The organism is Tepidibacter thalassicus DSM 15285, from assembly GCF_900129915.1.
Taxonomy (GTDB): domain Bacteria; phylum Bacillota; class Clostridia; order Peptostreptococcales; family Peptostreptococcaceae; genus Tepidibacter; species Tepidibacter thalassicus.
Window position 1 is genome coordinate 121,627 of sequence record NZ_FQXH01000007.1, and the last position, 16,059, is coordinate 137,685.

Sequence of the window (16,059 nt, forward strand, 5' to 3'; positions counted from 1 at the left end):
TTTATACAGTAACTTTAACATATAAATTCCCCATTATTAAATGCAACCTCAAGCATAAGTTTAATTCTATTCAATTGATTTACTTCGCTTGCTCCTGAATCATAGTCCACTGCTATAATGTTGGAATTAGGATATCTTCTTTTTAATTCTTTAATTACTCCTTTTCCTGTTATATGATTAGGAAGACAAGCAAAAGGTTGCACGCATATTATATTCTCAACACCATCTTCTATTAACTCAATCATCTCTGCTGTTAAAAGCCAACCCTCACCAGTTTGATTACCTAAAGATACAATAGTACTTGTTTTTTTAGCCAATTCATAAATATTTTTAGGAATACTAAATCTTTCACTTTGCTTTAAAGCATTTCTCATATAATTTCTGCAATATTCAATAAATTTTATTATAAATTCACTCAAAAATTTATATCTTTTTTTACCCGCTAAATAATTATATTTAAATATATTTCCATAAACACTATATAGAAAAAAATTAATAATATCCGGAACTACAACCTCCGCACCCTCATTCTCTATAATATTTATAATATTATTATTTGCCATGGGATGAAACTTAACTAATATTTCACCTACTAACCCTATTCTCGGTTTCTTTATATCAATAACCTCTAAAAGATCAAAATCATTCACTATATTTTTTATATTCTCTTTAAATTTTTTTACATTCCCTATATTTACACTTTCTTTACAAATTTTAACCCATTTAAAATACAGTGAATTTGCTGATCCTGTAAATTTCTCATAAGGTCTTACCCTATATAAAACCCTCATAAGCAAATCTCCATAAATACATGCCATAATCAACTTTTTCATAATATCTATTGTTAATCTAAATCCAGGATTTTTTTCCATTCCTAACAAATTCAAAGAAATAACAGGAATATTTTCTAAACCTGCATCTTTTAAAGCTTTTCTCAAAAATCCTATATAGTTACTAGCTCTACACCCTCCACCTGTTTGAGATATAATAACTGAAGTATTATTAATATCATATTCACCCGATTTTAATGCATTAATTATTTGACCAACTACTATAATAGATGGATAACATGCATCATTATTTACATATTTTAATCCCTCTTCTATGCATTTTTTATCACTTGATGAAAGAACTTTTAAATTATATCCCTCACTATTGAATGCTTCTTGCATAAATTGAAAATGAATAGGTGACATTTGAGGACATAATATAGTATGATTTTTTTTCATTTTTTTTGTAAATATAACTCTTTCATTATCTCGCCTTATCTTTTTTAAAACAATTTCTTTTTTTTCTCTTTCTTTTAATGCAGATATTAATGAACGTATTCTTATTTTTACAGTTCCTAAATTACTTACTTCATCAACTTTTAAAACAGTATATGTTTTTCCATGACTATTTAATATTTCTTCAACCTGATCAGTTGTTACTGCATCTAAACCACATCCAAACGAATTCAATTGAATAAGTTCTAAATTTTTCTGAGTTGCTACAAAACTTGCAGCTGCATATAATCTTGAATGATACATCCATTGATCAACAACTCTTAAAGGCCTTTCCACTTTTCCTAAATGTGCTATAGAATCTTCTGTAAGCACTGCTATATCATAAGAAGTTATAATATTTTGTATACCATGATTAATTTCTGGGTCTATATGATACGGTCTTCCGCATAATACAATTCCTTTCTTTCCACATTCACTTAAATATTTTATTGTTTCTTCTCCTTTTTTTCTTATATTATCTTTAACATTTATATCCTCTCTCCATGCTAAGTCTACAGCTCTTTCAATTTCATTTTTATCTATATTAAATTCCTTAAAAACTTCATAAAGTCTTTTTTTAAGCCTTTTTTTATTGTCATAGGGAATAAATGGATTTATAAATTTTACATTATTTTTCAAAATAATATCCATATTATTTTTTATAACTTCTGAATAAGATGTAACTATCGGACAATTAAAATGATTATCAGCATCTATTTGCTCCTTCTTTTCATAAGAAATACACGGATAAAAAATAATTTTTATTCCTTTATTTATAAGATATGCTATATGTCCATGAACTAATTTTGCTGGATAACATACTGATTCTGAAGTAATAGTATCTATTCCCAATTCATAAATATCTTTTGAAGAACTCGGAGAAAGTTCTACTCTAAATCCAAGTTTTGTAAAAAAAGTAAACCAAAAAGGATAATTTTCATATATATTGAGCACTCTTGGAATTCCTATAATTCCCCTTATCGCATCTTCTTTTTTAAGAGGTTTATAATCAAATATTTTCTTATACTTATAATCATATAAGTTTATTATTTCTTTGTTACCTTTTTCGTGTTTCACTCCTTTTTCACACCTATTTCCAGAAACAAATTCTCTTCCATCATTAAACCTATTAACTGTAAGCAAACAATTATTTGTACATTTTTTACATCTTATCATAAAAGTTTGTATAGAAAATCTATCAAGCTCATCTTTATTTAAAAGAGTGCTTTTATATCCATAAAAATATCTATTTTTAGCAATAATTGCAGCCCCAAATGCTCCCATAAGACCCGATATATCAGGTCTTATAACCTCTCTTTTTGTAATAACTTCAAAACTTCTAAGTACAGCATCATTGCAAAACATTCCACCCTGAACTATTATTTTCTCTCCTAAATCCTCTGGTTTTTTCATTTTTATAACCTTAAACAAAGCATTTTTTATAACAGAATACGAAAGCCCTGCTGAAATATCCCCAACAGTAAACCCATCTTTTTGAGCTTGTTTCACTTTAGAATTCATAAATACTGTACATCTTGAACCTAAATCAATTGGATTTTTTGCAAATAAAGCAATATTTACAAATTCTTTTACATCCATACCAAGAGTATTTGCAAATGTCTCTATAAAAGAACCACACCCCGATGAACAAGCTTCATTTAACATTATGTTTTCAATAATTTTATTCTTTATTTTCAAACATTTCATATCTTGTCCACCAATATCTAAAACAAAATCTACTTCTGGTAAAAAAAACTGAGCTGCTATATAATGCGCTATTGTTTCAACCTCTCCTATGTCAATAAGTAGAGCTGATTTTAAAAATTCTTCACCATAACCAGTTACCACAGAATTTACTATTTTTGCATTCTCAGGTAATTTATCATACAAATCTTTTAGTGCTTTTATTACAGAATCAAGGGGACTTCCTTTATTAGTATCATAAAAAGAATACAAAATCGAGCATTCTTCATCTATAAGTACAACTTTAGTTGTAGTAGATCCTGCATCTATTCCTAAATAACAATTTCCATTAAAATTTTTCAGTTCCTTTCTCTTTACTTTGTCTTTACTATGTCTTAATCTAAATTCATCAAGTTCATGCTTGTTTTTAAATAAAGGTTGTAACTTTACAATTTCGTTATTTTCAAAACTATTTAAATTAAATAATCTACTTTTTAATTCATAAAGAGAAATTTTCTCTTTATTTTTTGATTCCATGGCTGCTCCCATAGCAACATAAAATTGAGAATTCTCAGGAAATACAACTTCACAATCATCCAATTTTAAAGTTTCTTTAAATCTATTTCTAAGTTCAGATAAAAAATAAAGTGGTCCTCCTAAAAACGCTACATTTCCTTTTATAGACTTACCACATGCAAGACCTGATATCGTTTGATTTACTACAGCTTGAAATATAGAAACTGCTATATCTTCTTTTAATGCTCCTTGATTTAAAAGAGGTTGAATATCTGTTTTAGCAAATACACCACACCTAGCAGCTATAGGATATATTGTTTTATAATTTTTTGCAAGTTCATTAAGACCAGCAGCATCAGTTTTTAAAAGTGATGCCATTTGATCTATAAAAGCTCCAGTACCTCCCGCACAAATACCATTCATTCTTTGTTCTACTCCATCATTAAAAAATGTTATTTTTGCATCCTCCCCTCCAAGTTCAATAGCTACATCAGTATGTGGAATAAAATTTTCAATAGCTTTTTTAGAAGCTATAACCTCTTGTATAAATTCTATATTCAACCATTTTGATACAAAAATACCTCCTGAACCTGCTACCATAATAGTTATATGATTATCTTTAAATTTATTGTAAATTTCAACTATCAATTCTATAACTGCTTTTTTTATATCAGAATAATGTCTTTTATATCTACTAAAAACTATCCTATTACTACTATCCAATATCACAATTTTAACAGTAGTCGAACCTACATCTAATCCTAAATGTAATAAATTATTCATACAAATTAAAAATTCACCTCCCAATCTATTAATCTCCTTCAGATAATAATTCTTCTATAATCTCCCATCCAACCCGATGAAAATCATATAATACTTCATTTACTTCTTCTAAATTCAATTTAGGCCCTATAATATATACTTTTGTATTACCAAATTTATAAAATTCATCATATTCTATATTATCTTTTTCACAATTCATAACATTCCCCCCCTTATTCCAAATATATGAATCTATAAATTTGTCCTATTCATTTTTAGTTAAACAAAAAAATAGTGCTTAAAAAAATATAAGCACTATTTTTTAAACTAAAATTACATTTTCACATCCATTTTTAACTGCTAAATTTAAAAGTTCTTCCATCATATCCTCACTAGGTACACAACTATCAATAATATCTTTACGAACTCCAATTGGTCTATATTTTATAATTTTATATCTTATATTAGAATTTAAAGATACAAGTAATTTACTAATCATATCGACATTATAATAATTGTTTAAAACACCTGGAACAATAACAGTTCTTATTTCATATAATTTATTAATTTTTGCAAGATATTTTACATTTTCAATCACAACATCATTACCCTTACCCGTAAGCATTTTATGTTCTTTAAAATCATACGCTTTTATATCTACCATAGCCATATCTATCAAATCAACTAACTCTTTTTTTTCATATAAAGGAATTGAAGCATTTGTATCAATAAAAACAGTTAATCCCATACTTTTTACTTTTTTAAATAAATCTACTAAAAATTCAGATTGAAGTGTACATTCACCACCAGAAACTGTTATTCCAGAAATAAATGACTTTACTTTATTTATTTCTTTTAAAACTTCATCAACACTCATATAAGTCGCCTTCGGTGAACTATTGTTTTTACAAATTTGCAAACACAAATCACACATTTTACAAATATTTTTATCCCATATTACATTTCCGAATTTTAACATAAGAGCATTATAAGGACATTTACTCACACATATACCACAACTATTACAAACATTTATAGTTTCTGGATTATGACAATAAAGACAATTAAAATTGCATCCCTGCATAAAAATCACAGTTCTATTTCCAGGTCCATCTACAGAACTAAAAGGAATTATTTTATTTACTAATCCTCGCATTATTTCTAACCTTTCTCTTTAATACTTTATTGTTTTTTACTGCTCCAAGTCCTAATGCAACAGTATCTTGAAGAACCTGTTCCCCTCTTTCTAATTTCTCCATTTCTGATTTTTTTACAAGATATCCTGTAATTCTAATAATATCACTATCCGTAGAATATAATGAAAAATATCTCATATTTTCTTTAAATGCACCTTTAATAATATCTAATATAAACTCTGGGTTATTTTTAGCCATACTGTCAAAACTGAAAATATCACCTATACCTGATGGAAAAAATTTATGAAATTTAGCTGCTTGCATTAAATGTTCATGAATTTCAGGTTCTTCTCCAATAGGTATTCTACACCCAGGGCTTATACCATTATCTGTATCTATTCCGACCTGAGCATGTAACAAATATTTTCCATTTGAAACTTTACAGTGAGAATTATTATGTTTACACACTTCCTTTTCTAATCTAGAAATAATTTTAAGTCCCAATTTATTAGCATATTCACTATGTCCAAATCTATCTTCTTGTTTATCTGAATTTATAAAGTGATTTACACACTCTGCTAAACCAAAAATACCAAACATAGCTGTAAAATTATTTTTACTAATCAATCCTTCTTTAACTAAAAAACTTGATTCAAAAAAACCGCTTTCTTCAACTAAAAATTTAACTCTTTCATCTATATAAGAGGCCATTCTTTTTACTGCATCTGGAAGAATTACATCGATAAAATCATCTACATCTTTTGACTTTTTAGCTAAATTTGCTAAATTTAATCTTACTAATGTATAACTTCCACCACCTATATTTAACCCATTATAACAGCTAACTATTCCATAATTTTCTCCCAAATCATTTAAAAACATTTCATGATTTGCAAAACTCGGCTTCGCTGTAATAAGTGCTGTATTTATCGCATCAATAGCAAAATCATTCGGCGTATTTTTACTATATTTAATTGTAATATTGGGAATAGCATTTTGAAGTTCTCTTTCCGCTTTTAATATCAACCTTCCAGCTTTAGTGTCTTTTGGACCAATATTAGCATGACAAAATGAATCTGTAATAGTTCTATCTATATGAGTTAAAAATAATTTTATAACATCATAAGCTTTCTTTTCATCTTCTACAAACGGATCAAGTAAAATATCAATATTTCCTATATACACAGGAAAAGAAGTTATAGAAGGAACATGTTTATATAAAATCAATAAATTATTTACCGCTTCTAAAATATTCTTAGGAGGTTTAAGTCCTAAAAACTCACTTCCATTTTTTATAAACTTTTCATAATCAGGTACTACGTATCTAGGTCTATATGGTGCATGTCCTTCATTAAGGTCACAAATTATGCCTTCGTTTATGTATTCATAGACCTCTTTGCTTACATTAAGAACACTTAAACTATTTTCTGCTTCTCTTGCAAGACTCAATACCTTCTGCTCATAAGTTAAAGAATTATCTTTTATAATATTCAAAACATTATTCATTTATATCCACTCTCCATTTTAATTTTACTTGACATATATATTTTATATCCATCATCACATTTTGGCAAACGTTATCTTAAAAATAAACATTATAATTTTACTTTTAACATATTAATACAAATAAATCATATTTATTAATACAAAAACATTTAATTATATAAAAGGAGAAGATATTATATGCTAAAAGTCTGCATGTATCTTAGAAAATCAAGAGCTGATGTAGAAGCTGAAAGAAAAGGAGAAGGAGAAACTTTATTAAAACACAAAAAAATTTTAAATAAATTTGCAAAAGAAAACAATCTTAATATAATAAAAATATACGAAGAAATAGTTTCTGGAGAAAGTCTTGTTCATAGGCCTCAAATGTTAAAACTTCTTAAAGATGTAGAGAAAAAAATGTACGATGGAGTTCTATGTATGGATATTGATAGACTTGGCCGTGGAAATATGCAGGAACAAGGTCTAATTTTAGAGACATTTAAAAAATCAAATACAAAAATAATCACTCCTAGAAAAATTTATAATTTAAAAGATGAATTTGATGAAGAGTATTCAGAATTTGAAGCTTTTATGGCACGTAAAGAATTAAAAATAATAAATAGAAGACTTCAAAATGGTAGAATCCGAAGCATAGAAGAAGGGAACTATCTAGGTACACTTCCTCCATATGGATATGAAATTTATTATACAGACAAGTATAGAACTCTTAAAATTAATAAAGAGCAATCTCATGTTGTTAAAATGATATTTGATTTATACATAAATCACGGAATGGGTGGAAAAAAAATAGCTAATACTCTAAATAATATGGGATATAAAAGTTATACAGGAAAAGAATGGTCAAGTTCTTCTGTACTCAATATTATAAAAAACAAAGTATACACCGGAAGAATACAATGGAAAAAAACAGAAAACAAAAAATCTAAAAAAATAGGCCAAATAAAAGAAACCAAAATTAGACCTAAAGAAGAATGGATAGATGTTGAAGGTAAACACGAACCAATAATATCAATGGAAATTTACGAAAAAGCCCAAAAAATACTATCAAAAAAATACCATATTCCTTACCATTTTAACAACAAAATTAAAAATCCACTAGCAGGTTTAATCAAATGCTTTAATTGCAATTCTTCTATGATTCTTAGACCTTACAAAAATAAAGATGACCAAATTATGTGCTATAAAAATTGTAAAAATAAAAGTAGTAAATTAATATATATAGAAAAAAATTTAATTTTAGGATTAAATAAATGGCTAGAAAAATATCAACTAGACTGGAATATAATGAAAACAATAAACAACGATATAGATTACACCATAAATTTGTATAAAAAAAATTTATATAATTTACAAAAACAACTATCCAAACTTGAAAACCAAAAAAATAATATTTACGACTTACTAGAACGCAAAATATACGATGAAGATACATATATAGAAAGGTCTAAAAAAATAAATACAAAAATTGAAAATATAAAAAAATCTATTGAAAAAATAAAATCCAACCTAAATTTGAAAATAAAAAATCAAAATAATAAAAAAAATATTATTACTAAAATAAAAAAAATATTAGATCTCTATGAAAAAACAAATGATCCATCTAAAAAAAATAAATTACTGAAATCTGTAATCTACTATGTGGAATACAAAAAAGAAAAACATCAAAAAAACGATGAATTTACTTTAATTATTTATCCTAAATTACCAAAAAAGTAAATTATAATAGGTAGATAAAGTATTTAGGATATCTCATTTCCTTCTTTATCTACCCCTATTGGGTCTTGCAAAGAAACTTCTCCTTTGTTTTTTTTTCCCGCTCTAATACTCATTAATATTTCATTTTCTATACATCTAGCAGCATAAGTAGCAAGTCTTGTTCCCTTCTCTATATTGTAGGTATCTATTGCTTTTATAAGTCCTATTGTTCCTATGGATATTAAGTCTTCAAGCTCTTCCTGATAATTTGTATATTTTTTTACAATATGTGCAACTAATCTTAAATTTCTCTCTATAAGAATATTTTTTGCATTTAAATCTCCATTTTTAAACCTCTTTAGATACTCAAGTTCTTCTTTAGGGGTTAATGGATTAGGGAAAGATTTTGTGCAAGCCAATAGATTCACCCCCATATATTGCGTCATTCTATATTATATGAATATAAAGTTTTCAACGTGCCTGTACTTATTTAATATTATTTATATTTTTAACAATATCTCTAAAAACAGGTGCCGCAGAACCTCCACCTGATTTTCCATTATATACAAATACTGTTATTGCATATTTAGGACTTTTTGCAGGATAATACCCCGTAAACCAACCATGTACTAATTTTTTACCGTTAACATAGCTTTCTGCAGAACCAGTTTTTCCTGCACTTCCTCCTTTAAGTCCTTTTATATTTTTTGCAGTTCCTTCTCTTACTACACCCTCCATCAATTTCCTAACTCTATTTATCACAAATGGAGATACAACTACTTTGTCCTTTTCAGGTCTATATTTCTCTATTTCTTTCATATTTTCATTAAGCACAGAGTCAAATAAATACAATTTTTTATATACTCCATTATTAGCTATTATTTGTGTCATTTGATTTACTTGAAGTGGCGTTACTTCTATATCCCCTTGCCCTATGGATATATTTCCTATTGCATTTCCCTTTATTTTATCCCCAGCAGGAAGAATCCCACATTTTTCTTCTTTAAGTCCAATATTAACTTTATCCTTTAATCCCATTTTTTTAGCCATATCTAATATTTTTTTACTACCAACTCTTTTTCCTACTTCAACAAATACAGGATTACACGAATTATAAAAAGCTTCCTTAAAAGTTTCTTCTCCATGGCCTTTTCGCTTCCAACAATTTATTTTAAGCCCATTTAAATCTATTTCTCCAGTACAATTAAATTTTTCATCTTCGTCTACTACTCCTTCTTCAAACGCAGCAAGAGATACTATTATTTTAAATATAGAACCAGGAGGATAACTACATTGAATAGCTTTATTGAGTAACTCTTGATTTTTACTATTTATATAATCTTCAACTTTATTAGGATTAAAATTCGGTCTAGATGCCATGGCCAAAATTTCTCCTGTATTTACATTTGAAACTACAACAGCACCTTTTTTGCTTTCTTTATCTAAAGCCTTTTCAACTGCTTTTTGTATATTATAATCTATAGTTAACTTTATATTTTTAGATTTAAGATTCTCATCTCTATATTTTTTAAAACTACCAGGTACTACATTTTGTCTAGCATCTATAAAAGCTTCTACATATTCTCTTCTTTGATTTTTTAACAAGCCATCTTTAGCTCTTTCTATACCACTTACTCCTTTATTTTCATATTTATTTATATATCCAATAGTATGAGTAAGTATATTCTCTTTTAAATACCTATGTGTTTTATTTACTATTAAAACTCCACTTTGACTTTCTATTTTTCTTTTTAAATTTTCATTTAAATATCTTATTTTTAACTCTATTAAATCACTTTTACACTCAAAATTCTTATATATATTTTTTTCAGACATATTAGTTATATTTTTTAAAAGCTCTATTGTTTTTTTATTTAACTTAAAATTTCTTTTCAATATAACAAGTACATCTTCTTTCTCTTTATCTGTTAAAAGAATATTATTTCTATCATATATAGAACCTCTATTACTAGTTAAATCCACTTTTATTTCACTTTGTCTTATTGCTCTATCATAATATTCTTTTCCTTTATAAACTTGAATATAAGAAAGTCTTCCTAAAATTAAAATAAATACAAAAATAAAAAAATATAAAACCAATTCAATTCTTTTATTTTTCTTTTTAACATTATTTTTTCTCAAAAAAACACCCCCTGATAAAAATTATTTTTTCCAATTATCAGGGGGTTAATACTTAATTTAATAATCTTTATTTACTTTTGACTGTATTATAGATTTAACTTTAGCAACAACAATATCTATTGCAACAGTATTATATCCACCTTCAGGTATTATAATATCAGCGTACCTTTTATAAGGCTCTATAAACTGCATATGAGCAGGTCTTACTGTAGTAAGATATTGATCTATTACTGAATCTACAGTTCTACCTCTTTCTTCTATATCCCTTTGTATTCTTCTAAGTATTCTGATATCATTATCAGTATCTACAAATATCTTTATATCAAGCATATTTCTCAATCTTTTATCTTCTAAAATCATTATCCCTTCAACAACTATTATATCTCTTGGATATACTGTTACAGTTTTTTCTAAATTTCTAGTGTGTTTTTCAAAATCATATACAGGTTTTTCTATACTCTTTCCGTTCACTAAGTCATTCAAATGACTTATAAGCAAATCATTATCAAAAGCTAGTGGATGATCATAATTCGTTTTTAATCTTTCCTCAAAAGGAATATGACTTTGATCTTTATAATAAGCATCTTGTTCTATTACTGATATATTTTCTTCAGGAACACTTTCTATTATCGCTTTTGTCACTGTACTTTTTCCTGAACCTGTTCCTCCAGTTATTCCTATTATTAATGGTCTATTTTTCATCTTTTATCTCCTTCCTTAATATATAATTTTCCTTTACAGGAACATTTAATTTCATCTTTATTATTTGTCTTGGATGCGGAGCTACATCTATTTCTTCTCCTTCTATCGTCCACATTTTTTCTATTTTTGTATAAACTGTATCCTTATTTGGACCTATAATTTCTATTTCATCTCCAGTAAACATTCTATTTCTCTGTTCAACAACAGCGATATCTTCTTTTTCATCATATTCTTTAACAAGCCCTATAAAATCGTAATTTCTTATATACGAACTAGAACCATAATGTTGTTCATCTGAACCTGGCTTTTCAAAATAAAATCCTGTTGTAAAATCTCTATGACTTGCTTTTTTTATTTCTTCAAGCCATAAAGGATTAAATTTCCAATTTTCAGGATTTTTATAATACTCATCAATAGCCATTCTATATGCTCTTACAACAGTTGCAACATAATAAGCTGTTTTCATTCTCCCTTCTATTTTTAAACTTTTAATACCTGAATTTATAATTTGTGGTATGTATTCTATCATACACAAATCTTTAGAATTAAAAAAGAAAGTTCCTCTTTCATCTTCATATATTGGGTAATATTGTCCTGGTCTTTTTTCTTCTACTAGGTAATATTGCCATCTACAAGGATGAGCACATGCGCCTCTATTCGCATCTCTTCCTGTCATATAATTACTTATAAGACATCTTCCAGAATACGATATACACATTGCACCATGTATAAATGCTTCTATTTCCATATCTTCTGGAATATTATCTTTTATTTGCTTAATTTCTTTAAATGAAAGTTCTCTTGCAACTACTATTCTATTTACTCCTTGATTATACCAAAATCTAGCACTCATATAATTTGTATTATTTGCTTGTGTACTTAAATGAACTTCCATATCAGGTATAACTTCCTTAACTACAGATAAAACACCTGGATCAGAAACTATAACTGCATCTACACCTATTTTTTTCAAGCTTTTCAAGTATTCATCAAGCCCTTCAAAATCTTCATTATGAGGTATTACATTTACAGTTACATATACTTTTTTTCCTCTTTCATGAGCAAATTTTACTCCTTCTTCCATCTGCTCATATGTAAAATTTTTAGCGCCTGCTCTTAATCCAAAAAATTCTCCTCCAATATACACTGCATCAGCACCATAAATAATAGCCATTTTTAATTTCTCCAAATCTCCTGCCGGAGCAAGTAATTCTACTTTTTCCAATTAAATCACCTCTTTACTTTTTATAACTTATCGCTACACCATCGCCAATTGGTATTAAGCTAGTATCTAAATAATTACAATTACTTATATAATCTAAATAATTTCTCATTCTTTTTACTATAGTCTTTTTTCTTCTTATAACATATTTATCACTTGCTACCATACCTTTATAAAGTATATTATCCGAAATTAACAACCCTCCAATTTTTAATTTTTCTATAACTAAATCGTAAAAAAGCTTATACTGTCCTTTTGCTGCATCTAAAAAAATCATATCAAAATTTCCTTCAACTTCTTTAAGCTTTTCTTTAGCATCTCCTTCTAGTATTTTTATATTATCTTCAAAACCGTATTTTTTAAAATTTTCTCTAGCTTTTTCTATCATCTTTTCATTTCTTTCTACAGTTATTATTTCACAATTTTTATTTAAAGTATCAGCAAACAACATAGAAGAATATCCTATAGCACATCCAACTTCTAAAATTCTTTTAGGTTTATGAATTTTTAAAAGTACTTTCAAAAACTCAGCAACTTCTTTCTGAACTATCGGTACTAAATTTTCATCTGCATACACTTCTAATTCTCTTAAAAAACTCTTACTTTCCTTTAAAGTTTTTCTTATATAATCTTGTACTAATTCATCAACTATATTACTCAAAAGTATCATCCTTTCTATGACACAAATAAATAGGTGGAAATCCACCTATTTGTTTTCAAATTTTCTTTTAAGATGTTCGCTATAAGTTTTTGAAAAACTATGACTTCCATCTTTCTTAGCTACAAAATAAAGATAATCTACATCAGCTGGATAAAGTGCCGCCTTGATAGATTTTTCTCCAGGTGATGCTATAGGACCTGGTGGAAGTCCATTATTTTTATAAGTATTATAAGGTGAATCTATTTTTATGTCATTATAAGATAAAACAGATTTTCGCTCCCCTAAAACATACTGTACAGTAGCACAAGATTGAAGAGGCATATTTATATTCATTCTATTATAAAAAACAGCTGAAATTATCGGTCTTTCTTCATCGAGTTTCGCTTCTTTTTCTATAATAGAAGCCATTGTTATAACTTCATTCAAATTAAGTCCCATTTCTTTTTGTCTTTTTTTATAATCCTCATCGTATATTTCATTAAATCTTTTTAACATTATATCTATAATAACTTTTTCTGAATAATTTTTATCTATAAAATACGTATCAGGAAATAAAAATCCCTCTAAAGAAACTATATTTTTATCGTTTAAAAAAGGATATTTACTTTTAAATACCGAAGGATTATTCACTAGTTCTAAGAACTTCTCTCTATCAACAAGTCCAAGATTTGAAAATCTATTTGCAATCTGATTTGCTTCAAATCCTTCTGGAATAGTTACCTTAACTATATTCTTATATACTTTTCCTGAATTTAATAAAGCAAGTATTTTTTTATTCGAAAATGATTTAGAAATACTATAAGTTCCTGCTTTTATTCCTTTATCCATATGATTTATTTTTGCCACTATTATAAAAAACCATTTATTTTTCACAACTTCTTTATCTACTAAAATACCAGCAGTTTCATTAAGTGATGAACCTCTAGGAATACTAACAATTACTTTTTCATTACTTTTTGAGTCATAAGGACCTACTTGTATATTAAAATAAACTAGTCCTAAAGCGATAAATATTACTATTAAAATAGCTTTTATAAAAAATTTTTTCATAATATTACCTCTTTTTTATTTTTTATTAAATAAAATTTTTCTGTATCTATACTATTATATAATTTTAGACTATTTTTTACAATATGTAACTTCTCAAAAAAAATAGAACAAGCTATAGCTTGCTCATATATTATATCTATATCCTATTTTCTTTTTCGATCCACATAAAGGACAATTTTGCATACTTAAAGGTCTTTCAAGCCCGCACTCTTGCATAAGTTTATCATTTTCAAAAATACTCAAAGTAAAACCATCCTCTACAACATGTCCTTCATTTAATACAATAATTCTATCACACAATTCAAGTACCATATCTAAATCATGAGTAGTAATTATTTTTGTCTGTGAAAAACTGCGAAGAAGATTAATTAATCTTCTTCTAGCTCTTGGATCTAATGCAGTTGTCGGTTCATCCATAACTAAAACATCTGGATTCATCGCTAAAACTGTTGCAATCGCAGCTGCTCGTTTTTCTCCACCTGAAAGCTTATATGCAACTCTATCCTTTAAATGTAATATGCCAACTGTCTTGAGAGAATTTATAACCCTTTTTCTAACCTCTTCCTCAGATAATTTATAATTACGAGGTCCAAAAGCTACATCATCGTAAATATTAGCCATAAATAACTGATCATCAGAATTTTGAAAAACAATTCCAACTTTTTTTCTTATCAAAGGTAATGTTTTTTTCTCCACAAGAATATTATCAACATAAACTTCACCCTCATCTGGAGATAAAGCTCCAACAAGGTTCATTAATAAAGTCGACTTTCCTGCACCATTCGAACCTATAATACCTACAGACTCTCCATCTTTTATCTTAAAATTAATTTTATTTAAAGCCATCTTCCCATCAGGATATGTGTAACTTAAATTATTTACTTCAATAATGCTACGACTCATTTTACCCCTCCTGTTATCAACAAACCAAGTATAGTCGTAATATCTACACAACGCACAAATATAAAATACAATATCCATATTCCCAAATAAACAATATCTCTAAATGCTATATTATCTACACTGCCAATATTATAATCTCCTATAAACCCACGACAACACATCGATAAATAAATGCGCTGTGCTCTTTCTACAGTCCTAATAAGTAACTGCCCTGTAAGTGAACCCCATACACTAAACCTAATGCCTTTTTCTCGAGGAGATCTAAGTAAATATGCACGAATCATACTATGAGTTTCTTCAATCAACAATGATATATATCTATATGTTAAAATAAACTGTATCACAAACACTTTAGGTATTCCTATTGTTCTAAGCGCTAATGCAATCCCATTAATTCCCGTTGTCGCTATTAGAATAAATGCTGCCAAAACAGTTAAAATACATTTAATAAGAATGGAAATAAAAGAAATCCATCCCCCTGAAATCTTAATCCATGAAAGTACTATTACAGGATTAGAATCAAAAAGTGGATTAAAAATTCCTAATCCAATAACAAAAGGTGCTGCAACAAATAATCTTTTTAAAACAGGAACTAATGGAATCTCTGCAATAATAATTAAAACAATAGGATAAAAAACAAGTGGTATTAATCTACTTATATCGTATTTATCAAAAGATACTGTAATTATCAAAAATGCAATAGTTGTTATCAGTTTAGCAAATGGATGTATATTATGTATAATCGTTTCTTTACTTGAAATTTCATCTAAGAATCTAATGTCATATAATGAGTTGAGCATTTTTTCCATAAATTAA

At 27.2% G+C, this 16,059-nt stretch carries 13 protein-coding genes; 1 reads left to right on the plus strand and 12 read right to left on the minus strand.

From position 1 onward, the window contains the following. Positions 1-14 precede the first annotated feature (14 nt). The 4 genes from BUA19_RS03615 to BUA19_RS03625 form a co-directional block, all read right to left on the minus strand. Positions 15-4,247, minus strand: a complete 4,233-nt coding sequence (locus BUA19_RS03615) for an acyl-CoA dehydratase activase-related protein (RefSeq protein ID WP_084601935.1) — start codon at positions 4,245-4,247, stop codon at positions 15-17. A gap of 28 nt (positions 4,248-4,275) precedes the next feature. Beyond that, complete coding sequence (locus tag BUA19_RS11690) at positions 4,276-4,446, minus strand: hypothetical protein (RefSeq protein ID WP_178137447.1); 171 nt, start codon at positions 4,444-4,446, stop codon at positions 4,276-4,278. 102 nt (positions 4,447-4,548) lie between these two features. Then, positions 4,549-5,382, minus strand: a complete 834-nt coding sequence (locus BUA19_RS03620; protein ID WP_330388991.1) for a YjjW family glycine radical enzyme activase — start codon at positions 5,380-5,382, stop codon at positions 4,549-4,551. Beyond that, positions 5,363-6,868 carry a YjjI family glycine radical enzyme gene (locus tag BUA19_RS03625; protein WP_072723771.1) on the minus strand — a complete coding sequence of 502 codons (1,506 nt, stop codon included), beginning with the start codon at positions 6,866-6,868 and terminating at the stop codon, positions 5,363-5,365. Before BUA19_RS03625 ends, BUA19_RS03620 begins: the two co-directional genes overlap by 20 nt. A 177-nt stretch (positions 6,869-7,045) precedes the next feature. On the opposite strand from BUA19_RS03625, the gene BUA19_RS03630 reads away from it, so the two are divergent. Further along, positions 7,046-8,584: a recombinase family protein gene (locus BUA19_RS03630; RefSeq protein ID WP_072723773.1), complete on the plus strand. Its 1,539-nt coding sequence runs from the start codon at positions 7,046-7,048 to the stop codon at positions 8,582-8,584. A gap of 23 nt (positions 8,585-8,607) precedes the next feature. Here BUA19_RS03630 and BUA19_RS03635 read toward each other — a convergent pair whose 3' ends face one another. From BUA19_RS03635 to cbiQ, 8 genes are all read right to left on the minus strand, one after another. Then, complete coding sequence (locus BUA19_RS03635) at positions 8,608-8,991, minus strand: sigma-70 family RNA polymerase sigma factor (protein ID WP_242939233.1); 384 nt, start codon at positions 8,989-8,991, stop codon at positions 8,608-8,610. Between the two features lie 58 nt (positions 8,992-9,049). Further along, entirely contained in the window at positions 9,050-10,705 is a 1,656-nt protein-coding gene (locus BUA19_RS03640; protein ID WP_072723776.1) for a peptidoglycan D,D-transpeptidase FtsI family protein, read from the minus strand. Positions 10,706-10,762: 57 nt separating this feature from the next. After that, entirely contained in the window at positions 10,763-11,407 is a 645-nt protein-coding gene (udk, locus tag BUA19_RS03645; RefSeq protein ID WP_072723778.1) for a uridine kinase, read from the minus strand. Further along, a complete protein-coding gene (locus BUA19_RS03650; protein WP_072723780.1) occupies positions 11,397-12,632 on the minus strand; it encodes a peptidase U32 family protein in 1,236 nt (411 codons plus the stop codon). The genes udk and BUA19_RS03650 overlap by 11 nt, the downstream gene beginning before the upstream one ends. A 13-nt stretch (positions 12,633-12,645) precedes the next feature. Further along, positions 12,646-13,290, minus strand: a complete 645-nt coding sequence (locus BUA19_RS03655; protein ID WP_084601936.1) for an O-methyltransferase — start codon at positions 13,288-13,290, stop codon at positions 12,646-12,648. Between the two features lie 45 nt (positions 13,291-13,335). Then, on the minus strand, positions 13,336-14,340 hold the full coding sequence (gene mltG / locus BUA19_RS03660; protein ID WP_072723784.1) for an endolytic transglycosylase MltG: 1,005 nt from the start codon (positions 14,338-14,340) through the stop codon (positions 13,336-13,338). 123 nt (positions 14,341-14,463) lie between these two features. Further along, complete coding sequence (locus BUA19_RS03665; protein WP_072723786.1) at positions 14,464-15,243, minus strand: energy-coupling factor ABC transporter ATP-binding protein; 780 nt, start codon at positions 15,241-15,243, stop codon at positions 14,464-14,466. Next, positions 15,240-16,052 (minus strand): cobalt ECF transporter T component CbiQ, encoded by an 813-nt coding sequence (gene cbiQ, locus BUA19_RS03670; RefSeq protein WP_072723787.1) that lies wholly within the window; start codon positions 16,050-16,052, stop codon positions 15,240-15,242. Before cbiQ ends, BUA19_RS03665 begins: the two co-directional genes overlap by 4 nt. Between the last annotated feature and the right edge of the window lie 7 nt (positions 16,053-16,059).

What these genes read in the sequence shown, in the direction of transcription:
- BUA19_RS03615 (WP_084601935.1), bottom strand. Translation starts at nt 4,247, where the DNA reads ATGAATAATTTATTACATTTAGGATTAGATGTAGGTTCGACTACTGTT.
- BUA19_RS11690 (WP_178137447.1), bottom strand. Translation starts at nt 4,446, where the DNA reads ATGAATTGTGAAAAAGATAATATAGAATATGATGAATTTTATAAATTT.
- BUA19_RS03620 (WP_330388991.1), bottom strand. Translation starts at nt 5,382, where the DNA reads ATGCGAGGATTAGTAAATAAAATAATTCCTTTTAGTTCTGTAGATGGA.
- BUA19_RS03625 (WP_072723771.1), bottom strand. Translation starts at nt 6,868, where the DNA reads ATGAATAATGTTTTGAATATTATAAAAGATAATTCTTTAACTTATGAG.
- BUA19_RS03630 (WP_072723773.1), top strand. Translation starts at nt 7,046, where the DNA reads ATGCTAAAAGTCTGCATGTATCTTAGAAAATCAAGAGCTGATGTAGAA.
- udk (WP_072723778.1), bottom strand. Translation starts at nt 11,407, where the DNA reads ATGAAAAATAGACCATTAATAATAGGAATAACTGGAGGAACAGGTTCA.
- mltG (WP_072723784.1), bottom strand. Translation starts at nt 14,340, where the DNA reads ATGAAAAAATTTTTTATAAAAGCTATTTTAATAGTAATATTTATCGCT.
- BUA19_RS03665 (WP_072723786.1), bottom strand. Translation starts at nt 15,243, where the DNA reads ATGAGTCGTAGCATTATTGAAGTAAATAATTTAAGTTACACATATCCT.
- cbiQ (WP_072723787.1), bottom strand. Translation starts at nt 16,052, where the DNA reads ATGGAAAAAATGCTCAACTCATTATATGACATTAGATTCTTAGATGAA.